This window comes from Rhodococcus sp. IEGM 1330 (genome assembly GCF_033142445.1).
Taxonomy (GTDB): Bacteria; Actinomycetota; Actinomycetes; order Mycobacteriales; family Mycobacteriaceae; genus Rhodococcoides.
Map to the genome: position 1 here is coordinate 330379 of NZ_JAWLSB010000001.1, position 21709 is coordinate 352087.

The 21709-nt window shown below is 66.4% G+C and carries 19 protein-coding genes and 1 pseudogene; 16 read left to right on the forward strand and 4 right to left on the reverse strand.

The window, feature by feature from the left end; all coding sequences use genetic code 11:
* Both R4P57_RS01425 and R4P57_RS01430 read right to left on the reverse strand, forming a co-directional pair.
* Nucleotides 1–261, reverse strand: a pseudogene (locus R4P57_RS01425) (EsaB/YukD family protein); the annotation flags it as partial.
* 128 nt (nt 262–389) lie between these two features.
* Nucleotides 390–1379 (reverse strand): LLM class flavin-dependent oxidoreductase, encoded by a 990-nt coding sequence (locus tag R4P57_RS01430; protein ID WP_317801104.1) that lies wholly within the window; start codon nt 1377–1379, stop codon nt 390–392.
* Nucleotides 1380–1610: 231 nt separating this feature from the next.
* Between R4P57_RS01430 and eccCa the strand changes: the two genes are divergently transcribed.
* The 8 genes from eccCa (at nt 1611) to glmM (ending at nt 11012) form a co-directional block, all read left to right on the forward strand.
* Nucleotides 1611–5609, forward strand: coding sequence for a type VII secretion protein EccCa (gene eccCa, locus R4P57_RS01435; RefSeq protein ID WP_317801105.1), 3999 nt, complete (start codon nt 1611–1613; stop codon nt 5607–5609).
* Nucleotides 5606–7060, forward strand: a complete 1455-nt coding sequence (locus tag R4P57_RS01440; RefSeq protein WP_317801107.1) for a type VII secretion-associated protein — start codon at nt 5606–5608, stop codon at nt 7058–7060. The genes eccCa and R4P57_RS01440 overlap by 4 nt, the downstream gene beginning before the upstream one ends.
* A 159-nt stretch (nt 7061–7219) precedes the next feature.
* On the forward strand, nt 7220–7585 hold the full coding sequence (locus R4P57_RS01445) for a WXG100 family type VII secretion target (RefSeq protein ID WP_179273621.1): 366 nt from the start codon (nt 7220–7222) through the stop codon (nt 7583–7585).
* A 65-nt stretch (nt 7586–7650) separates the two neighbouring features.
* Complete coding sequence (locus R4P57_RS01450) at nt 7651–7932, forward strand: WXG100 family type VII secretion target (RefSeq protein ID WP_032376663.1); 282 nt, start codon at nt 7651–7653, stop codon at nt 7930–7932.
* 111 nt (nt 7933–8043) lie between these two features.
* The gene (locus tag R4P57_RS01455; RefSeq protein WP_317801108.1) at nt 8044–8385 is read left to right on the forward strand and encodes a TraR/DksA C4-type zinc finger protein; all 342 of its coding nucleotides are present in this window, start codon (nt 8044–8046) and stop codon (nt 8383–8385) included.
* Between the two features lie 199 nt (nt 8386–8584).
* Complete coding sequence (gene rplM, locus R4P57_RS01460; RefSeq protein ID WP_317801109.1) at nt 8585–9028, forward strand: 50S ribosomal protein L13; 444 nt, start codon at nt 8585–8587, stop codon at nt 9026–9028.
* Nucleotides 9025–9549 carry a 30S ribosomal protein S9 gene (rpsI, locus tag R4P57_RS01465; RefSeq protein WP_317801110.1) on the forward strand — a complete coding sequence of 175 codons (525 nt, stop codon included), beginning with the start codon at nt 9025–9027 and terminating at the stop codon, nt 9547–9549. The genes rplM and rpsI overlap by 4 nt, the downstream gene beginning before the upstream one ends.
* A gap of 107 nt (nt 9550–9656) precedes the next feature.
* The gene (gene glmM / locus R4P57_RS01470) at nt 9657–11012 is read left to right on the forward strand and encodes a phosphoglucosamine mutase (RefSeq protein WP_317801111.1); all 1356 of its coding nucleotides are present in this window, start codon (nt 9657–9659) and stop codon (nt 11010–11012) included.
* Nucleotides 11013–11016: 4 nt separating this feature from the next.
* On the opposite strand, the gene R4P57_RS01475 is transcribed toward glmM, so the two are convergent.
* Complete coding sequence (locus R4P57_RS01475; protein WP_317801112.1) at nt 11017–12057, reverse strand: LLM class F420-dependent oxidoreductase; 1041 nt, start codon at nt 12055–12057, stop codon at nt 11017–11019.
* Nucleotides 12058–12208: 151 nt separating this feature from the next.
* Between R4P57_RS01475 and R4P57_RS01480 the strand changes: the two genes are divergently transcribed.
* From R4P57_RS01480 to R4P57_RS01490, 3 genes are read left to right on the forward strand one after another with little or no spacing between them, the layout of a single operon-like run.
* Nucleotides 12209–12514 (forward strand): type VII secretion target, encoded by a 306-nt coding sequence (locus R4P57_RS01480; protein ID WP_317801113.1) that lies wholly within the window; start codon nt 12209–12211, stop codon nt 12512–12514.
* On the forward strand, nt 12511–14310 hold the full coding sequence (locus R4P57_RS01485; protein WP_317801114.1) for a hypothetical protein: 1800 nt from the start codon (nt 12511–12513) through the stop codon (nt 14308–14310). Before R4P57_RS01480 ends, R4P57_RS01485 begins: the two co-directional genes overlap by 4 nt.
* Nucleotides 14307–14576 carry a hypothetical protein gene (locus R4P57_RS01490; protein ID WP_317801115.1) on the forward strand — a complete coding sequence of 90 codons (270 nt, stop codon included), beginning with the start codon at nt 14307–14309 and terminating at the stop codon, nt 14574–14576. The genes R4P57_RS01485 and R4P57_RS01490 overlap by 4 nt, the downstream gene beginning before the upstream one ends.
* Nucleotides 14577–14598: 22 nt before the next feature.
* On the opposite strand, the gene R4P57_RS01495 is transcribed toward R4P57_RS01490, so the two are convergent.
* Entirely contained in the window at nt 14599–15459 is an 861-nt protein-coding gene (locus R4P57_RS01495) for a chlorophyllase/cutinase-like alpha/beta fold protein (RefSeq protein WP_317801116.1), read from the reverse strand.
* Nucleotides 15460–15559: 100 nt separating this feature from the next.
* On the opposite strand from R4P57_RS01495, the gene glmS reads away from it, so the two are divergent.
* From glmS to tsaE, 5 genes are all read left to right on the forward strand, one after another.
* Nucleotides 15560–17422, forward strand: coding sequence for a glutamine--fructose-6-phosphate transaminase (isomerizing) (gene glmS / locus R4P57_RS01500; RefSeq protein WP_317801117.1), 1863 nt, complete (start codon nt 15560–15562; stop codon nt 17420–17422).
* Nucleotides 17423–17430: 8 nt separating this feature from the next.
* Complete coding sequence (locus R4P57_RS01505) at nt 17431–18864, forward strand: NAD(P)H-hydrate dehydratase (RefSeq protein ID WP_317801119.1); 1434 nt, start codon at nt 17431–17433, stop codon at nt 18862–18864.
* A 98-nt stretch (nt 18865–18962) separates the two neighbouring features.
* Nucleotides 18963–20147: an alanine racemase gene (alr, locus tag R4P57_RS01510; RefSeq protein ID WP_411742262.1), complete on the forward strand. Its 1185-nt coding sequence runs from the start codon at nt 18963–18965 to the stop codon at nt 20145–20147.
* 3 nt (nt 20148–20150) lie between these two features.
* Nucleotides 20151–21170 (forward strand): alpha/beta hydrolase, encoded by a 1020-nt coding sequence (locus R4P57_RS01515; RefSeq protein WP_317801120.1) that lies wholly within the window; start codon nt 20151–20153, stop codon nt 21168–21170.
* Entirely contained in the window at nt 21163–21672 is a 510-nt protein-coding gene (tsaE, locus tag R4P57_RS01520; protein WP_317801122.1) for a tRNA (adenosine(37)-N6)-threonylcarbamoyltransferase complex ATPase subunit type 1 TsaE, read from the forward strand. Before R4P57_RS01515 ends, tsaE begins: the two co-directional genes overlap by 8 nt.
* Nucleotides 21673–21709 lie beyond the last annotated feature (37 nt).

Below are 21709 nucleotides of genomic sequence, written 5' to 3' on the forward strand. Positions count from 1 at the left end.
TTCCGCAGGCTCCACTCCCGCCGCAATCATGTCGATGATCCCCGGAACGAGAAGCGAGACCGGAACGTCCACCGGCAGCGCCATGTCCACCTGCGTGGACCTGGCCAACACCGTCACCCGACAGACTTCCTGCGCAAACACGGACTGTGCGCCCGATGCCCGCCGACTCGCGTCCGATGCGGTGGGCGACGGTGTCGGATCGGCAGGTGCCGTGCGTGACGGCGCAATCCCGGCCGATGGACGGCTGTCGGCGCGTGTCATGAAAATCCCCCCGGATACGTGCGATTCGCGTGCCGATGCCCGCCCCAGTGGGCATCGGTGTCCAAACCTTACGACATCGCGGCGACAAGCAATCCCCCGTCGGGATCTGCCGGCGACGTGCGCAGCTCTCAGGCAGGAACCAGGTCACTCACCTGTGCGAGCAACTCGAACGAGCGAAGCCACGATGCGCGGTCGGACACACCGGACGCGACGATCAGCTCGTCGGCCCCGGTGCGTTCGGCGAATCGATCGAGGTAGTCCTTCACCATGTCCGGAGTGCCGACGGCCGAGTACTTGGTCATCTTCGCGATCTGTTGGCCCGCAGGCGCTTCGAGCACCATGTCGGCTTCCTCGTCGGTGAAGGTCCGGCCGCGGCCCAGCAGTAGGCTGACGCGACTGCGCTTGGTGCGGAGGAACTGCGCCTGTGCTTCGGCCAGCGAATCGGCCGCGATCACGTTGACACCCACGATCAGGTGCGGTTCCGACAATTGCGCAGACGGTCGGAAGTCACGTCGGTAGATCTCGACGGCCTGCTCGAGGGCGTCGGGTGCGAAGTGCGAGGCGAATGCATAGGGCAGGCCGAGTGCAGCGGCGAGCTGCGCGCCGAACAGCGACGACCCCAGGATGTACAGCGGTACCTCCGTACCTGCGCCGGGAGTCGCGCTCACTCCGGGGATCAGGGACTCCGCCGACAGGTAGCCCTGCAGTTCCTGGACATCCTGGGGAAAGCGATCGGCCGATGCCGGATCGCGCCGCATCGCCCGCATCGTCACCTGGTCGCTGCCGGGGGCGCGGCCCAGACCCAGATCGATTCGTCCCGGGTGCAGCGTCGCCAAGGTACCGAACTGCTCGGCGATGGTCAGCGGCGCGTGATTGGGAAGCATGATCCCGCCGGATCCGAGCCGGATTCGCTCGGTGTTGGCAGCGACGTGCGCTATGAGAACCGACGTGGCCGACGACGCGATCGTCTTCATGTTGTGGTGCTCGGCGTACCAGATGCGTCGGTATCCCCAGTTCTCGGCATGCTGAGCGAGTGTGACGCTTGCATCGAAGCTGTCGCGGACTGTTTCGCCCTCGCCCACATGAGCGAGATCGAGGATGGACAGGGGTACGGACACGGTGGGGGCCAGCCTTTCGTTCGTCGAGCACGCGGCCGAAGAGCCGCATTCAGGTGCAACGGCGTCGGGCAGCGTTCTATTTCTCGTCGTACCGACCGGCAGTCCGTCCGTCCGGGGACGCGACGGCAGCTGTGGACCGCCCGGTCTTCGATGCGCTAGCCTGTCGTCCTGCGGCCTCGGGGGGAGGCTGCCGCGATGCAGTTCTGGGGGCGTAGCCGTGGGGGCGGATCGATGAGCACCGTGCGCTTCGTTCGCGGTGCCCGACGGGAAGTACCTCGCTCTCCGGGCGGGGAAATCACCCTACAGTCGCCGCCCGAGATCCCGCGCGCGGTGCCGGGCAATCTGCTCATGAAGCTGATGCCGCTGGTGATGGTTGCCGCGATGGTCGGGATGGTCGCGCTGATGTTCACCTCCGGGGCAGCGGCGAACCCGATGATGTTGATGTTTCCGGCCATGATGTTGATGTCCATGGTGGGGATGTTGGCCGGCGGCGGGAAGTCCGGCGGAGCGCGCACGGCCGAGGCGAACGAGGACCGCAAGGACTACCTCCGCTATCTGGATCAGCTCCGCCGCGACGTCGCCGAGACCGAGCGCGCGCAACGCCGAGCCCTCGAATGGAGTCACCCGGCCCCGGAGACGTTGTGGTCGATCGCCGGAACCGAGCGCATGTGGGAACGCCGACTGTCGGATCCGGATTTCGCTCACGTACGAGTCGGCCGTGGTGATCAGCGGCTTGCCACTCGACTGGTTCCGCCCGAGACCGGGCCGGTGGAAGAACTCGAACCGGTCTCGGCCGTGTCTCTGCGTCGATTCGTGCGAGCGCATTCGGTGGTGGCCGCGCTGCCGACTGCGGTGTCATTGAGGGGATTCGCGGCGCTGTCCGTAGCGGGCGACCGCGACGGAGCCCGCGCAATGGTGCGCGCGATGTTGGCCTCGCTGTGCAGCTTTCACGGTCCCGACCACGTCGCAGTCGCGATCGTCTGTGGTCCGGACACCGTGCAGCAGTGGGAGTGGGCCAAGTGGCTTCCGCACACTCAGCACGACGCTCTGCGCGACGGGGCCGGGTCCGCTCGGATGATCTTCGGCAGCGTCCTCGAACTCGAGAGTGCGCTGGGCGACGTGCTGTCGATGCGGAATCGGTTTGCGCGCGGAGCTGTGCCGGTTGCCGGCGTCGTGCAGTTGGTGATCGTGGTGGACGGCGGGCTTCTGGACAATCGATCGACCGATCTCACCGACACGGGCCTCGATTCGGTCACGATCATCGATCTGTCCGGCCTGTGCCCCAGACTCGCTGCATCGCGTGGTCTCCAGCTGTTCGCCGAGAACGGATCGATCGGAGCGGTCAGCGGAACCATGGTCGAGGTGTTCGCCGTCGCGGATTCGATGAGCACCACCCAAGCGCACGCCGTCGCTCGACGCCTGTCGCCGTATCGTGCGCCGTCGTCCTCGTCGGTCGTCGATGTCGTCGACGACGGCGGAGTCCGAATCTCGGGATGGAACAGCCTGGTCGGTATCGCCGATGTCGGTGCACTCGACACGGACCGAGCGTGGACGATGCGGCGCGGACGCGAGAGGCTGCGGGTACCGATCGGTGTCGCCCCCGACGGCAGCGCCGTCGAGATCGATCTGAAGGAATCCGCCGAGAACGGTATGGGACCGCACGGATTGTGTATCGGAGCAACGGGTTCCGGGAAATCGGAGTTCCTCCGCACGCTCGTATTGGGCTTGGTGTCGACTCACTCGCCGGAACAGCTGAACCTGGTGCTCGTCGACTTCAAGGGCGGCGCGACGTTCGCGGGCCTGGAGTCGGCACCGCACGTGGCCGCGGTCATCACCAACCTGTCCGAGGACTTGGCGTTGGTGGATCGAATGCGCGATGCGTTGGCCGGTGAAATGAACCGTCGGCAGGAGTCGCTGCGCTCGGCCGGCAACTTCGCGAACGTGTCCGACTACGAGAGGGCGCGAGCCGCGGGAGCGGATCTGGCACCGATGCCCGCCCTGTTCGTGGTGGTCGACGAGTTCTCGGAGTTGCTCAGCCAGCAACCGGAATTCGCCGAGCTGTTCGTCGCGATCGGCCGGCTCGGACGTTCGCTGCACATGCACCTGCTGCTCGCCAGCCAGCGCCTCGAAGAAGGAAAATTGCGCGGTCTCGACAGTCACCTGTCGTACCGCATAGGCCTGAAGACGTTCTCCGCGAACGAGTCTCGATCGGTGCTCGGGGTTCCCGACGCCTATCACCTGCCTGCGCAGCCGGGTGCGGGCTACCTCAAGTGCGATTCGGCCGAGATCGTCAGGTTCGCTGCGGCATACGTCTCCGGTCCGTACTCGCCGCCGCGTTCCGGTCCTGGCGCGCGGCCCTCGCTCGGAGGCGACATCAGGCCGAAGCCCTTCACCGCCTACGCGGTACCGCTCGACTCCATCGATCTCGGCCGCATCGAGGCTGCCACTGCGCCGGAGGCAGAACCCGATCCGGTCGACTCCGAGAGCACCGGTGCCTCGGTGCTCGACGTGGTCGTCGGACGAATTCGGGGTCGCGGAATGCCGGCCCACGAGGTGTGGTTGCCGCCGTTGGACACCGCACCGTCGTTGAACCGGTTGCTGCCCGGTTCTGTTCTGACCGAGCGCATCGGTCCGCTCAGCACCCTGCGTGCCCCGATCGGCATCATCGACCGGCCTTTCGATCAGCGCCGCGATCTGCTGACCGTCGATCTGTCCGGTGCTGCGGGCCACGTCGCCATCGTCGGTGCCCCGCAATCGGGTAAGTCGACGGCGCTCCGGTCGTTGATCCTGGCTCTCGCGATGACGCATTCGCCCGCACAGGTCCAGTTCTACTGCTTGGATTTCGGCGGCGGGACGCTGGCCGGGCTGGCCGATCTGCCGCACGTCGGATCGGTGGCCAACCGGCTCGATGTCGATCGGGTTCGGCGGACGGTGGCAGAGGTCGCCGGAGTCGTTCGGCAGCGGGAGAAGACATTCCGCGATCGCGGAATCGACTCGATGGCGGAGTTCCGACGGCGACGTGCAACGCAACCCGTCGACCCCGAGGATCGGTTCGGCGACGTCTTTCTCGTCATCGACGGTTGGCCGTCCATCAGGTCCGATTTCGAGAGTCTCGAACTGCAGATCGCCACCTTGACGACGCAGGGCCTCGCCTTCGGTCTGCATCTGATCCTCACCGCGTCGCGGTGGGCGGAAGTTCGGCCTGCGACCAAGGACCTGATCGGTACCCGATTGGAACTGCGGCTGGGAGATCCGTCGGATTCGGACATGGGCCGAGCCAAAGCGGCCAGCGTTCCCGAGGGGCGGCCGGGCCGGGGCATGACCAGGGACGGACTGCATCTGCTGATCGCACTTCCACGGGTGGACGACGTCTGTTCCGTCGACGACCTGTCTCGCGCAGTCGGTGAGTCGGTCGCCGCGATCGCGGCTGCATCTGCGGGGACCCAAGCGCCGCCGGTGCGGATGCTGCCGGAGCTGCTCGAACGATCTGCGATTCTCGATCAGCTCGGTGATGCGTGGCCACGAACCCGTGGCGGTATCCCTGAGCTCGGAGTTCCCATCGGCATCGACGAGGCCGAGTTGGCACCGGTGGTGGTCGATTTCGCAGAGAATCCACACTTCGTCGTGTTCGGCGACAGCGAGTGCGGCAAGACTTCTCTGTTGCGCGGAATCTGTCGATCGCTCGTCGAGGCGAATTCGTCCGACACCGTCAAGCTCATCGTCGCGGACTACCGCCGAACTCTCCTCGGTGCAGTCGATTCCGAGCATCTGGCCGGGTATGCGGCCTCGCAGGCGACGCTGACGGCCATGCTCGTGGACCTCGCCGGCCGCATGGCCGATCGCATGCCAGGTGCAGACGTGACCCAGCAGCAGCTTCGCGAGCGGTCGTGGTGGAACGGCCCCGAGGTGTTCGTCGTCGTCGACGATTACGACCTGGTCGCCACCTCGTCGGGAAATCCGTTGGCTCCGTTGGTGGAACACCTTCCCCATGCACGAGACATCGGGCTACATGTCATCGTGGCGCGTCGATCGGGCGGGGCGGGCCGGGCGCTGTTCGACCCGGTGATCGGACGGTTGCGCGATCTGGTGACGCCGGGACTGGTCATGAGTGGAAGCCGCGACGAGGGGAACCTGCTCGGGACGGTGCGGCCCAGTGCCATGCCGCCCGGACGTGGGGTATTCGTCGACCGCTCGGGCCAGGCACTCGTTCAGCTCGGGTATTCGAGTTGACGAGCCCCTCGTGGCGTTATGCCGCAGTGCATCTGGGCTACACGGAAATTTCCGTCGTCGCCACGGGCGGAGCATTCGAGGGTCCGAGAGAGAGCGTCGGATCGGCGTTCGCCGCGGCGGAAGGTGGCCGTCTGGTGTTCGGCCGGGGCGCGCCCGGAGACGAGATTCCGCCCCTGCTCTGTATCGACGATGCGTCGATCCCGGTGGGGACCACGGTGTGGGACCGGGAGGCGGTACTGCACGGAATCGTATGGTCGGCCCTGCAGGGTGCCGGGGTGCACGACCGACTCGACGTGCTCGAGATCGCGTATCCGTCGACCTGGGGCGAGCAACGCTCGGGCATCCTCCGCGCAATGTTTGCGACCTCGGCGAACGAGGTGGTGCTCGTGGAGACGGCCGAGGCCGCCCTGTCGTGGTCGGGTGAACGAGCGCCGTCCGCCGCGGTCGTCGTCGAAGTCGGGGCTCTCGATACGTCGGTCGTCGTCCTCGACGAGTCGGGGGCGCATGGCGGAGACACCGGCGCGATCCTTCCGTTCGGTGCGGGTGACGACGACGGTTGGCGACGAGCGGTCGGGGAGTACGTTCGGTCGTCGGTCGTTCGTTGCCCCGACGAGGTGTACGTGGTGGCGCCCTGCGCCGGAGCGGATCCGGTCGTCGATCACCCCACTCAGTGGTTGACCGGCCTCGATATCGCCAGGTCGCTGTACCGGCGAGCCGGTGCGGATCTCGTCCCGGCACCGTCGGTCCGTGCCGCGACGACGCGATCGGCGGCATGGCTCGACGACGTCACCGCACCGCCGCGGTCCAGGGAGAAGCGGCGTCCCCTACTGCTCGCGGCTGTGAGTGCCGCTGCGGCGGTCATCGCATTCGTGTGCGCAGCTCTGTATTTCGCCGGACAGTCTCAGGACGGTTCGGATATTGCTGCGGCGCAACCGTTTTCGCCTGTCGCGGCCCCGAGTGCTACGGCGTCGTCCGTCGTCGAACCGCTACCGACCACGACGGCCGACGCGCCGACACCCGTCGAGACGGTGACGTTCGTGTCCGGGCGGGTCTCGATGCGGTTGCCGGGTACCTGGACGGCCGTGGACGACCCGGACCGAATGGTGCTGATTCCGCCGACCCCGCCCGAGCGTCGGATCGTCGTCACTGTGGCAGACCTGTTGCCGGGTTCGACGCAGGAACAGGTCGCCGACGAGCTCCGCTCGGCGATCGATGCCCGTGGGCCGGATACCACCATCGGATCTCTCGAACCCACACGCGATTTCGGCGGCCGCGTCGGGATCGCCTACACCGAGAGACCGATCGACGACTCGACGGTGCTGTGGCGCGTGTTCGTGGAGTCCGACCTTCAGGTCAGCATCGGTTGCCAGTTCGAGGGAGACGACGCGACGGTGATCGACGCCGAATGCGGGCAGGCAACCCAGACGTTGGACATCGTTCCGGCGTCGTGAGAGACGCCCACAGTTTTTCGTGCACGGCCGGAACCGAATCGAGGGGTCGATGCGTCAAAGGAGATGTAGGGGAGTGAGCGGGCCGACAGTGGCCTCTCGGTCGAGCAGCACGTGCGCCGCGGGTGCATGTGAATCGAGTATCGAAGACAAGGAGTCGAAGTGGGATATCCAGGGGGACCGGAAGCTACGGGTTCGTCGAACGGCGTCACGGTCACACCGCAGGAGCTCGTCGCTGCCGGAGCCACGATCGAAGGCCTGAGCGTGTCGATCAACGCGTCCAATTCGGCCGTTCGCTCGATCGTCGAGCAGACCGCCGAGGCGTGGGTCGGCAAGGCGGGCAAGTCGTTCCAGGACGTCATGGCCCAGTGGGACACCAGTGCGCAGAAGATGCGGAGTGCGCTCGAGCAGATCTCCGCGGACATCAAGACCAACGGCCACGGTTACTCGGACGCCGACGACGACAACGTGTCGGCCGTGAACCAGGTGGCCGGATCCTTGAACTCGGGACTGTCCTCGTTCAAGTGAACGTCGCATCCGGTGACCACACGACAATCCACACGACCACGCTCGACCAAGGAGACTGATCCGACATGAAATACGACTTCGCGCAGATCGCGGCGCTGACCGAGGCGATGAACAAGCAGGCGAACGTGACCAAGGACCTTCTCGGGGACGTGGACAGCACCGCGAAGCGGCTCTACGAATCGTGGGAGGGCGACGCGATGACGTCCTACTACGAGCTGCAGCGTCAGTGGAACTCTGCATCCGACGAGCTCAACCTCATTCTGTCGAGCCTCGTCGCGGCCGCCCGCACCGGTGGCGAGACAATGCACGGCGTCGAGATGGCCAACAAGGCGCGGATGGCTCGCTGACCTGTCGTCACGAAGAGTGGATGCCCCGACCGAGACATCGGTCGGGGCTTTTCGTCTTCTTGTGAGCTCAGTGTCCTGTTCACGACGCCGGTCGGGGTGTCTACTGGTTCGGTGACGGACTTCGGAGCAGTACTGGGGGCCGAGCGGTCTCGTGCCGAGCATCGACTGGCGTCTCTTCGGGCCGAACTGGCGTCGGTGATCGAAGGATCGCGATTCACCACCGACGACGACGAGCACGATCCCGAGGGGTCGACGATCGCGTTCGAGCGAGCGAAGATTGCGGCGCTGATCACCGACACCGAATCCGAGATACGCGAGATCGGCGCGGCGGTCTCGCGGCTCACGGCCGGGACGTACGGTTCCTGTGAGCGGTGCGGTAGCGAGATCCCGGCGATCAGGCTCGAGGCGCTGCCCGCTGCCCGTCGGTGCATGCAGTGTGTGCGCCTGCGGTGACGACGTCGACGAGCTGAGGCGTCGACGATCGGAGGCGTTTTGACCTGGGCGTCCGCTCCCGGTATCGTCTCCCGTTGGCGTGTATGGGCTCGCCGCGTACATATGTGCGTATCGAGCTCTTGTCCTCGGGTCTCAACTGGCCGCCGAGGGCATCCACTCGTCTTGGCCAGCAGCGACATCATGAAGACAGGAATTTTCTGTGTCTACTTACGCCCCGAAGGCCGGGGACACCACCCGGACGTGGCATGTGATCGACGCCACGGACGTCGTGCTCGGACGCCTCGCCGTCCAGGCCGCGACTCTGCTCCGCGGTAAGCACAAGCCCACCTACGCACCCAACGTCGACGGTGGCGACTTCGTCGTCATCATCAACGCCGAGAAGGTTGCCATCAGCGGCAACAAGCTCGACGGCAAGTTCCACCACCACCACTCCGGCCATCCGGGCGGTCTGAAGTCGCGCTCGACCCGTCAGGTCCTCGAGAGCAACCCCGATCGTCTCGTGGAGAAGGCCGTCGTCGGCATGATCCCCAAGAACAAGCTCGGTAGTGTTATCGCGAGCAAGCTGAAGGTCTACGCGGGACCGAACCACCCGCATGCCGCTCAGCAGCCCGTTCCGTTCGAGATCAAGCAGGTGTCCCAGTGACGGCGCCGGAGGGAAATGACGTGACGTCGCAGGAGAACATCGAAGAGATCGCCGCCGACGAGTTCGTGGCAGTCGAAGATCCCGAGGTTGTCTCGGACATCGAAGCTGCAGCCGCTCCGGCACCGATCGTGTTCGATCGCCCGATCCAGACCGTCGGTCGCCGTAAGGAAGCCGTCGCTCGCGTTCGGTTGTCCTCGGGCACCGGCGGATTCAAGCTCAACGGCCGCACCCTCGAGGATTACTTCCCGAACAAGGTGCACCAGCAGCTGATCAAGGCTCCTCTCGTTCTGGTGGACCGCGCGGAGTCCTTCGACATCGTCGCGCTGCTGCACGGTGGCGGACCGTCGGGACAGGCAGGCGCATTGCGTCTGGCCATCGCGCGTGCACTGATCGAGCTCGCACCCGACGATCGTCCGCCGCTCAAGGCCGCGGGCTTCCTCACGCGTGATGCGCGTGCAGTCGAGCGCAAGAAGTACGGCCTGAAGAAGGCCCGTAAGGCGTCGCAGTACTCCAAGCGCTGACGCGTCTTACCCGTTTCATCCTCGAGGGCAGGCCTCCAGCAGTATCGGACGCCTGCCCTCGAGGCATTTCTCACGACTTTCTCTCCGCTCGAAGGAGTTCTTGGTTCATGACGCGATTGTTCGGCACCGACGGGGTTCGGGGACTGGCAGGCGGGGTTCTGACCGCAGAACTGGCGTTGAAGATCGCGCGCGCCGCGGCCACCGTGCTGGCACCGAACGTCGACGGCGGCAGGTCCGTGGCTGTGGTCGGTCGTGATCCGCGCATCAGTGGGGCGATGCTGAGCGCAGCCGTGTCCGCCGGACTGACCGCGTCGGGTGTCGACGTGATCGACGTCGGAGTGCTCCCCACTCCGGCGGTTGCCTACCTCACCGCAGAATACGGCGCGGCGCTCGGTGTGATGATCTCTGCGTCCCACAATGCGATGCCCGACAACGGAATCAAGATCTTCGCCGCGGGCGGACACAAGCTGGACGACGACGTCGAAGACCGGATAGAAGCTGCCCTCGATCCCGAAGGGCGCTCCCGGAACGACGCACAGCCTTACGACGCCACCGGTGCCGCGATCGGCCGCATCGACGTCGCGCACGACGCGGCAGCCCGCTACACCGAGCATCTCGCCGAATCTGTGTCGCATCGACTCGACGGCGTGACCGTGGTGGTGGATTGCTCGCACGGTGCCGCTTCGGTCGTCGGGCCCGACATCTATCGACGGGCCGGCGCGACGGTCGTGGCGATCAATGCCGAACCCGACGGTCTGAACATCAACGACGGGTGCGGGTCGACGCATTTGGAGGGCTTGCAGAAGGCCGTCGTGGAGCACGGTGCCGACCTCGGTATCGCGCACGACGGAGACGCGGACCGATGCCTTGCCGTCGATGCGTCGGGTTCCGTGGTGGACGGCGACGCGATCATGACGGTACTGGCCATCGCGATGCACGACGCGGGCCACTTGACCGACGACACGTTGGTCGCCACGGTGATGAGCAACCTCGGTCTGCACATTGCGATGCGCGAGGCAGGAATCACGTTGCGCACCACCGCGGTCGGCGATCGATACGTGCTCGAGGAGCTGCGCCGCGGCGGCTTCGCGCTCGGTGGCGAGCAGAGTGGACACGTCGTGCTGCCCGCGGTCGGAACAACCGGAGACGGGATCGCCACTGCCCTGCGACTGATGGAGCGGATGGCGCAGACCGGGCGTTCCCTCGCGGATCTGGCGTCGGCCATGCGGACATTGCCGCAGGTGCTGATCAACGTCCGCGTGTCCGACAAAGCAGCGGTGGCGTCGGCACCGTCGGTGTCGGACGCCGTGGCGTCGGCCGAGCGCGAACTCGGAGAATCAGGTCGAGTTCTGTTGCGCCCCAGCGGTACCGAGCAGTTGGTGCGGGTGATGGTCGAAGCGTCCGAACTCGACGTCGCGACCCGGCTCGCCGAAGAGTTGGCGGGCCGGGTCGCGTCGGTCTGACGTCTCAGGCGGTGAGTTCGCGCAGTGCGGTCAGCTGGGCGACGCGGCCAGCGGTGTTCTCGGCCAGCGGTGCGACGTTGAGGGTGGTGACACCGGCTTCGGCGAAGGCCGCGACTCGCTCCTTGACGAAGCTTTCCGGGCCGATGAGGTTGACCGCGCGAGCGAGCTCGTCGGGAACTGCCGCGGCGGCCTCCTCCTTCTTGCCTGCCAGGTAGAGGTCCTGGATCTTCTCGGCCTCGGCTTCGTACCCGTATCGCTGGGCCAGTGAGTTGTAGAAGTTCTTGCCCTTGGCTCCCATGCCGCCGATGTAGAGCGCCAGGTGTGGCTTGACCCAGGGAAGGTACTTCTCCGCATCCTCGCCGATGGCCAGGGTGGGACTCGCGAACACCTCGAGATCGCCGAGTGACGGGTCACGCTTGGCCTTGCCTGCTGCGAGCGAATCGCCCCACACGTCGGCGGCCTTCTCCGGGAAGTAGAAGATGGGTTGCCAGCCCTCGGCGATCTCGGCGGTGAGTTCGACATTCTTGGGTCCGAGCGCTGCAATGACGACCGGAATGCGTTCGCGCACAGGGTGATTGATCAGCTTCAGTGGCTTGCCCAGGCCGGTTCCCTTGTCGGCCGGCAGCGGGATCTGGTAGTGCTTGCCCTGATACTGCACCTTCTCACGACGCCAGACCTGGCGGCAGATCTCGATGACCTCGCGGGTTCTGGCGATCGGTGCGTCGTACTTGACGCCGTGGAAGCCCTCGACGACCTGCGGTCCCGATGCGCCGAGCCCGAGTACGAATCGGCCATCGGAGACGTAGTCGAGACCGGCGGCGGTCATGGCGGTCAGTGACGGTGTCCTGGTGTAGATCTGGAAGATGCCGGACGCGATCTTGATCGTGCTCGTCTTGGCCGCGAGGAATCCGAGTTGGCTGACGGCGTCGAACGAGTAGGCCTCGGGCACGAAAATGATGTCGAGACCCGCCTTCTCGAGCTCGGCGACCTCGGCAACGGTCTCGTTGAAACCACCGCTGTAGTTCAGCATCGTTCCGATGTGCATGGGACTCCTCGTTCGGTAAGCAGCTGGTGCAGCCACTTCAGGTACCTGTTACGGACATTTCACATCGGGACGTTACCGCTCCCTGGGGAACCGATGTGAGTCGGCGCACGTCATAGTGAGATAGGGGCACTTCGAGGGGGAACGGGAACGTATGAGCGACGGAGTTCGGGTGGACGCGGACCGAGTTCGCGGCGTGGCAGATGCATTGGCGTTGTCGGCGGAGGTGCTCGGCGACGCCGCCGATTCCGTTGCCGACGCAGGCTTCGGTACAGCCGGCACCGGACGGAACTACGGTGACCTCGGCGCTGCCTATTCCGAGGCGCACCTCGGGCTCGGGCGTGCCGTCAGGGCATGGAGGTCCTCGGTCGACGACATTTCCGACGCCCTCACCACCGCGATGAACGAGTACGAGCAACAGGACGACGCCACCGCGTACACGATCGAGTCACACCGGTGACACCTCCTTCGGCCTCGTCCGGTGACGGGGCCTCGGTCGACGAGATTCTCGATGCGAACGCAGAAGGACTGCTGTACTTCGAGCGCTTCCTGCCGCTGGCCGGCCGTGTTCCTGGCGTCGAAGTCCCGCAGTATCGGGACATGTGCGCCAGGTACGACGAGCAGCGCGGACTGAACCTGGGTGCGCTCGGAAACGATGCGGACGCCGTCGGGACGCTGTCCGCAGTACTCGCCGATCAACTGGAGGAACAGATTCAGCTTCGCCGAGTTCTGCAGTTGCGCTGGCACGGTGATGCGGGGGAGACAGTGCAGACCTATCTTTCGGCCGAACAGGAGAAGGCTTCCCAGTTCCTCGCGTCGATCGAAGATTCCTATCAGACGATGTGTGCGGCCGTCGACGTTCTCCGTGACGCAGTGACCGACAAGGCCGAGCTCGTCGGCGGCATCGACATCGACCTGGTGGACGGCAAAGATGTCGATCAGATCGATGCCATTCTGGTTGCGTCGGGAATCGAGTGTCTCCCGGTCGATCGAGAGTCGGTGTTCCTGCGATTGGCGTCTGCGTTCGAGGATCTGAAGGACAGGGCGCTCGGCGGCGATGTCTCCGACGAGTTCGCTGCCGAGGTGACCGAACGCTGCAGGCTCTGGATCGGCACCGAGTTCGTTCCGCGGGTGCAGGGTACGTGCGAGGCCGTCCTTGCAGCATGTACCGCCACGGACACCGCCGTCAGAGACTGTCTCGCGTTGGTGGTGGACGTTCTGGGCAGTGTCCACGAGCCATCGTTCGGCGAACTCGACGAGCGCGGTTGGGTACTCGAACCCGGTGTATCAGCGCCGTGGCCGGGGCCCGACGGCTCGTCCGCAGACCCGACTCCGGCCGAGATCGGTTCGGCACCGGCCGGTTCCGGAGCCGCACCGGCCGCTGTCGGGCCGGCCGCGGCCGGACCGGTGGCGTCACTTCCCGGCACCGACCCACTCGCCGGAGCAGACAGCGTGGATCCGGCCGGATCTCTCGCCGCCGACAGTCCTGCCGGTGACGAGTTGCAGGATTCTCTGGACGGGCTCGTGGAGCGAGTGGTCGCCGAGATCGTCGACCGAGTCGACGACGCGCTGACCGAGACGATCGACGGTCGAGATATCGACGGCTCCGGCGACGCCGCAGTCGACAGCCGGGTAGGTGACGGCAACACGACGGGGGCATCTTCGGACGGAAGTGTCGACCAGCGGTCCGAATCGGCTCCGTTGTCGCAGCCCGGGCAGTCGTCGCCCGCGGCCACCGACGAGCGTGGCCATCTCGAGGCCGAGCTCGATGGGCATCGGGCCCGCATCGCACTCGAACACGACGGTGCGGTGTCTCTCGAACTCGAGACTCCTGGACTCGGAACTCGCTCGTTCGAGCTCGGAATCGGACCGCTCGGCCTACCCGAGATCGTCGAGGTTCCCGGTGTCGCCGACGCGGTGGACGCACCGGCCTCGGCTCCAGCGTTGCCGTCCGAACCGGTGCCCACGGTCGAATCCGTCACTGCGGCGGAACCCGTGCCTGCCGCCGAACCTGTGCCTGCCCCCGAACTGGTGCCGCCGTCCGAACCAGTGCCTGGCGCCGAGCCCGTCCCTGCGACGGAACCGGTGCCGCCGTCCGAATCCGATTCGGATGCACAGGCGCAGTGCCCACCCGAGTCACCCGACATCGAGCAGCCTGCTGTGCAGCATCCGGTAGCTGCGGATCGACCGGTCACCGATCGCGAACCCGCCGACACGGGTACCGGAGCGGGCCTCAGCGAAGCAGGGGAGCTGTGAGCACCGAGAGTCGGTGGCGTCGGGAGTTGCACCGAATACGCGACGAGCACCGGATCGCGATGTCGCGGGCGGCCGAGGCGTTGAGTCGGGCACAGGCTCCTGCAGTCGACCGAGGCGGACGGGATTCAGCCGAGGTGAGTCGAGCGGACTCCGACATCGGGCCGATGTCGGGCTCTGTGCTGCAACCGGCTCACCTGGACCGGCGAGAGCCCACTCCACACGTCGAGACCGAACCCGACGAACAGCCGAGGTCCTGGCTGGTGTGACACCGGTCGGCGACGATCGGGACTAGCCCCGTCCGAGCAGCGCCTTGATCGACGCGGACGCCTTGGGCTTGGGCTGCGCGTCGAGTGGCGCATGCGGATCGACAGCCCTGGTCCCGTCGATGTCGCCGGTCGATCCGGCCAGTTCCTCGTAGTCGGAGTCACCGGTCAGATGGAAAAGCAGGAAGGCGGTGAGGACGGCGCGGGTGCGCTGCTGAGTCTTGCGGTCGGGCTTGTTGATTCCGAGTGCTCCGAGTATCCGGCGGCCTTCGACGAAACCATCCGCGGTCGAGCCGTCGATTCGTCGCAGGATGGACGGTCCGTTCCAGGCCTGGGCGAGTGCGAGTGAGTTGTCGGTGAGCGAATCGGCGTTCGAGTTGTCTCCGACGACGAGTCCCGGCACGGCAAGGCCCGCGGCGGCGTCCTCGGACGAGGGTGCCGTCGGCGCGGGGAACAGCGCGGCGACGGCTTTGATGTCGGATCGCCGGGAGGCGGCGAGAACTGCGGTGCCGGCACCCATCGCGTGGCCTGCCGTGGCAAGTTTGTCCGGATGCACGCTGATGTTGCCGGGGCCCAATCGAACACCCGTCATGATGTCGAGCACAGTGCCCAGATCGGTGGCGAGCCCGCGATGGGACGGTACGAGACCGCGCTCGGTGTCCGGTGCCGCTACCACGATGCCCCAGGACGCGAGATGCTTCAGGGTGTCGGTGTAATGGCTGGGACGCAGCATCCAGCCGTGTGCGAAGGCCACGCCGGGCAGGCCGAAGCCTTCGGCGGGGGTATAGACGACACCGGGTTGGCCTGCGAGGGCCAGGTTGCCTCGGAGCACCTTGTGCGGGCCGCGCTTGGAGAGTGCAGATGCCAGCTTCTTCGGTTTCGCCACGAGAGATGACGCTACCGAACCTCGGCGCGTCAGGGGGACACCGGACACGTCGACCCGAGCGAATGGGTCGTGCGCGTCGTGCCGAGTACCCTGATTGTCCATGTGCGGAATCGTGGGTTACGTCGGCCACCGCCCAGCTCTGGGTGTGGTGGTCGAGGCGCTTCGGCGTATGGAATATCGGGGTTACGACTCCGCGGGGATCGCCATTCTCGACGGTGCGGGAGCGACGGCAGTCGAGCGCAAGGCCGGTCGCCTGGCGAATCTCGAAGCAGAACTGGACGACATCGGCACCGACACGTTCGTCGGGACCACCGGAATGGGGCATACCCGGTGGGCGACGCACGGCCGTCCCACCGACCGCAACGCTCACCCGCATCGGGACGCGTCCGGAACCGTCGCGGTGGTTCACAACGGAATCATCGAGAACTTCGGTCCATTGCGCGCCGAGCTCGAATCCGACGGAATCGAGTTTCTGTCCGACACCGACACCGAGGTGGCCGTCCATCTCGTCTCGCGTGCGTACGCCGAAGGCCCGACTGCAGGTGATTTCGTGGCCAGCGCGAAAGCAGTTCTGCGTCGTCTCGAGGGTGCGTTCACTCTGGTGTTCACCCATTCCGATCACGCGGACACGATCGTCGCGGCTCGTCGCTCCACGCCCCTGGTACTCGGTGTCGGCGAGGGCGAGATGTTCCTCGGGTCCGACGTCGCTGCGTTCATCGAGCACACCCGCGACGCCGTCGAGCTCGGCCAGGACCAGGTTGTCGTCATCACGGCCGACGGCTACGACATCAGCGATTTCGAGGGCAACGAGGCTCAGGGGCGTCCGTTCCGCATCGACTGGGATCTGGCAGCCGCCGAGAAGGGCGGCCACGACTACTTCATGCTCAAGGAGATCCAGGAGCAGCCTGCTGCTGTGGCGGACACGTTGCTCGGTCACTTCGACAACGGTCGAATCGTGCTCGACGAGCAGCGACTGTCCGATCAGGAGCTGCGCGACGTCGACAAGGTGTTCGTCGTGGCCTGCGGTAGCGCCTACCACTCCGGCCTGCTCGCCAAGTACGCGATCGAACACTGGACCAGGCTGCCGGTCGAGGTGGAACTGGCCAGCGAATTCCGCTACCGCGACCCGGTTCTCGATCGATCGACTCTCGTCGTGGCCATCTCGCAGTCCGGCGAGACCGCGGACACGCTCGAAGCCGTTCGGCACGCCAAGGACCAGAAGGCGCGGGTTCTCGCGGTGTGCAACACCAACGGCTCGCAGATTCCGCGTGAAGCAGACGCCGTGCTCTACACGCGGGCCGGTCCGGAGATCGGCGTCGCGTCGACCAAGGCCTTTCTCGCCCAGGTGACTGCGAACTATCTGGTCGGCCTGGCGCTGGCGCAGGCTCGTGGCACCAAGTATCCCGACGAGGTTGCGCGTGAATTCGCCGAACTCGAAGCGATGCCCGAGTTGGTGCAGCGGGTTCTCGAAACGGTCGAACCGGTTCGGGCGCTCGCGCGCGAGCTCTCGACGGCCACGACCATTCTGTTCCTCGGCCGACACGTCGGATACCCGGTTGCTCTCGAAGGCGCGCTCAAGCTCAAGGAGCTGGCGTACATGCACGCGGAGGGCTTCGCGGCCGGCGAGCTCAAGCACGGTCCGATCGCGCTGATCGAGGACGGTGTGCCGGTGATCATCGTGATGCCGTCGCCGAAGGGTCGGGCGGTGTTGCACTCGAAGATGCTGAGCAACATTCGTGAGATCCAGGCGCGTGGTGCACGCACGGTCGTCATCGCCGAAGAAGGCGACGAGGCAGTGCGGCCCTTCGCGGACAACTTGATCGAGATCCCGGCCGCGTCGTCGCTGCTGCAGCCGTTGTTGTCGACGATCCCACTGCAGGTCTTCGCCGCCGAGGTCGCCCAGGCGCGCGGCTACGACGTGGACAAGCCGCGCAACCTGGCCAAGTCCGTCACCGTCGAATAGCGCTCGGCATGCGCGGCTACTACACACCCGAGCAGATTCGGAATGCGGAAGCGCCGCTGCTGAATTCCCTGCCGAACGGCGTACTGATGCGCCGCGCCGCGTACGGACTGGCCACCGTCGTGGCAGGCGAGCTGTCCGTGCGTACGGGAGGAGTCGCGGGCCGGCGCGTGACGATTCTGGTGGGCACGGGCGACAACGGCGGCGACGGTCTGTGGGCGGGGGCGTATCTGCGTCGACGAGGCGTCTCGGTATCGGCTCTCCTGCTCGACCCGACGCGGGTGCACGCCGAAGGTCTCGAGGCCCTGCGATCGTCGGGCGGACGAATGGTGACTCGGTGCGAACCTGCCGACATCGTGGTCGACGCCATCGTGGGGATTTCCGGCAAGGGTCCGCTGCGGCCCGATGCTGCTGCCGTGCTCGAGCGGATCACCGCACCGATCGTGGCCGTGGACGTTCCCAGTGGAGTCGACGCGGAGACCGGCGCCGCACCGGGGCCGGCCGTGACTGCCGATGTGACGGTGACGTTCGGTGCCCGCAAGCCCGTTCACGTGCTGGCCGTACCTCGTTGTGGCCGAATCGAACTCGTGGACATCGGCCTGGAGCTGCCGGCAGCGGCAATGGCGTCGTTCGAGCCGGCCGACGTGGGACGGGTGTGGCCGATTCCCACGGCCTCGGACGACAAGTACTCGCAGGGTGTGGTGGGTGTCCTGGCCGGCAGCGCCACGTTCCCCGGTGCCGCGCTGCTCTGTGTGGGAGCGGCGGTCGCGGCCACCTCGGGCATGGTCCGCTACGTGGGAAGCGCAGGCGCAGAGGTCGTTTCGCACTATCCGGAGGTCGTTGCCGCCCCGGAATTCGACGCGGCGGGGAAGGTGCAGGCGTGGGTGGTCGGTCCCGGTTTCGGCACCGACGAGGATTCGGCCGAGATCGTGCGTCGAGTTCTGGAAACCGATCTGCCGGTCGTCGTCGACGCGGATGCGCTCACGATCCTCGCACGCAACGAACACTGGGTCGCCGGACGCGCCGCACCGACTCTGCTGACCCCGCATGCCGGAGAATTCGCCCGCCTGACGGGATCGGACCCCGCACCCGACCGAGTGGGATCGGTTCGAGATCTCGCCGCGCGCTGGGGCGTCACCGTTCTCCTCAAGGGGCGAGCGACGATCGTCGCCGATGCTGACGGCACCACGTTCGTCAGCGACGCCGGGGGATCGGCTGCATCGACCGCAGGCTCGGGCGACGTACTGTCGGGCATCCTCGGGGCCCTGCTCGCGTCGGGAATGGCACCGTCCACCGCGGCTGCCTGCGGAGCGAAGGTCCACGCGCTGGCCGCGGCCCGTGCGGCTCACGGTTCGGACGGAGAGTTCGCGGCACCCATTTCTGCGAGCCCACTGTGTGAGTCCATCCCCGACGCCATCCGAACCGTGCGCTCGCTCACAGTCTGACCGTGGTCGTGCGTGGCCCACGTCCGAGGCCAGGTGTGTCACGAGTTGTGGCACCCTGATCCGTCGTATCGGCGGACCGGATGGCACTATCGAATGTTGTGAGTATCGGCTGCGGCGACGAGAGGACCGATCCTCGGACGGGTTCGGGCGCTGTGGCGTCCGTCGACCTCGACGCAGTGGCCCACAATGTCCGCGTGTTGCAGCAGTTCGCCGGAGACGCCGCCGTGATGGCCGTCCTCAAGGCAGACGGATACAACCACGGTGCCGTCGAAGTCGCACACGCCGCAGTCGCAGCAGGGGCGCACGAGCTCGGCGTCACCACCATCGGTGAGGCCCTCGAACTCCGCGCTGCCGGTGTGACGGTCCCGGTGTTGGCGTGGTTGCACCGAGCGGACTCCGATTTCGCTGCGGCGATCGCCGAGCAGGTAGGGATCGGGGTGTCCACGGCTGCCCAGCTCGACGCGGTGGTCCACGCAGCACGCCGAGTCGGTTCCACCGCTGATCTCTCGCTCAAGATCGATACCGGGCTCAATCGCAACGGGGTCGCGGAATCGGATCTCGACGCCGTACTCGACGCAACTGCGGCCGCCGTCGCGGAGGGCGCAGTGCGATTGACCGGAATGTTCTCGCATCTGGCCTGCTCCGACGAACCGGCTCACCCCGCCAACGACGCCCAGGCCGAGCGGCTTCGCGACGCGGTGCGGCGCGCCACCCGGCGCGGAACGCCTCCCGCCGTCGTGCACCTGTCCAACTCGGCAGCCACGCTGACCAGACCCGATCTCGGTTTCGACATGGTCCGCCCGGGTATTGCTCTGTACGGCTTGTCGCCGGTGCCCGATCTGGGAACGTTCGGGTTGCGCCCGGTCATGACCCTCTCGGCGCAGGTGGCGAACATCAAGAAGGTGAGCGAAGGTGAATCTGTGTCCTATGGCTACACCTGGACCGCTCCCACCGACACCGTGGTCGCCCTCGTCGCTCTCGGATACGCCGACGGGGTCGTTCGCCGACTCAGCGGGCGGTTCGAGGTGACCATCGCAGGTCGTCGCTACCCCTCGGTGGGGCGCGTGTGCATGGACCAATTCGTCGTCGACCTCGGCGGTGACCGCTCGGGTGTCGCGGTCGGCGACGAGGCGCTACTGTTCGGATCAGGGGACAGGGGAGAGGCGCACGCTCAGGATTGGGCGGATGCGCTCGAGACAATCAGCTACGAAGTCGTCACCGGCGTTCGTGGACGCGTCCGACGACGGTTCGTCGGCGCTCGCGCAGGGGAGGCGACGATCTAGATCATGCTCGGATTGCTGGAGAGTATTGCGATTGTGGTGCGCGAGACGGCGTTTCGGTCCAACAAGGATCCGCTGGCCACCGAGAACCTCGACCTGATGGATGCCGATCGCGGCAGTATCGTCACCGCGGACGACGGTGTACCGCTCGCGGTACGCGAAGTGGGTCCGTCGGACGCCGAGACCACCGTGATCTTCGTGCACGGCTACTGCCTGCGCATGTCGTCGTGGCATTTTCAGCGCCGCGCCCTCGAACAGCAGTGGGGCGGGGCGGTACGCATGGTCTTCTACGACCAGCGCGGTCATGGACGTTCGGGAGTGCCGAGCCCGGAGAGTTGCACCATCGGCCAGCTCGGCCTCGATCTCGACGCGGTGATTCGCTCGGTGGTACCCAAGGGCCGCATCGTTCTGGTCGGGCACTCGATGGGCGGAATGTCGATCCTGTCCATGGCGCGGCAACGGTCGGATGCGCTGCGCCAGCGGGTCATCGGCGCAGTCCTGATCTCGACGACAGCCGCCGGTCTCGCGCAGTCCGGGGTGGGTCGTAGTCTGCAGAATCCGGCGGTCGACGCGTTCCGGCTCGCGGTGCGGACGTCGCCCGGCTTCGTGCAGTTCGGACGCGGTGCTGTGCGTGCGCTCATCTCACCGGTTCTGCGCGCGGCGTCCTACGGCACCAGGGTCTCCCCGCGGCTGGTGGCGTTCTCTCAGTCGATGATCGACGACACCTCCGTCGTCACGATCGTCAATTTCCTCGAGACACTCGAGTTGCACGACGAGTCCGAGGCCCTGCTGGAATTCGAGAACATTCCGGTGTCGGTGGTGTGTGGCGACGAGGATTGGATCATTCCGTTCGCCAGTTCGGAGGCTCTGGCTCAGGCTCTGCCGCGTTCGGAGACGGTGCGTGTGCGCCAGGGTGGGCATCTGGTTCAACTCGAATTCCCCGAACAGGTCAACGGCGCGATCGCGCGGCTCGTCGCACGGGCAACGGAGGCCGCGGGCAAGAAGCGGCGGTGGGGCGTTGTCTGACGAGCCACTGACCTTGCCGGTGGACGTCGAATTGGTCACTGCCGCAGACACTGCCGAGTTCGGTGCCCGGCTTGCGGACGTTCTGGTCGCCGGCGATCTGGTAATCCTCGACGGTCCGCTCGGGGCGGGAAAGACCGCCATGACCAAGGGGATTGCAGCCGGACTCGGTGTGCAGGGCCGCGTCACCTCGCCGACGTTCGTCATCGCCCGTGAGCATCGGCCCGGGTCACGGCCCCGTGGACTACCGCCGGTTGCGTTGGTCCACGTCGACGCCTATCGGCTCGGGATGACGGGACAGTCGGCCGTCGACGAACTCGATGCCCTCGACCTCGATACCGACCTCACCGACGCCGTCGTCGTGGTCGAGTGGGGCGAGGGATTGGTCGAGAAGCTGACGGACGGCCATGTGTCGGTTCGTCTGACGCGTGATCCGGACTCCGATGTTCGGCGCGTGACGGTGAGTCGGGTGGACAGCGGGGCGGATCCGCGAGAACGACGCTGACCGGGTACCGGGTGCGCGGCCGCACCCCTGAAGACGG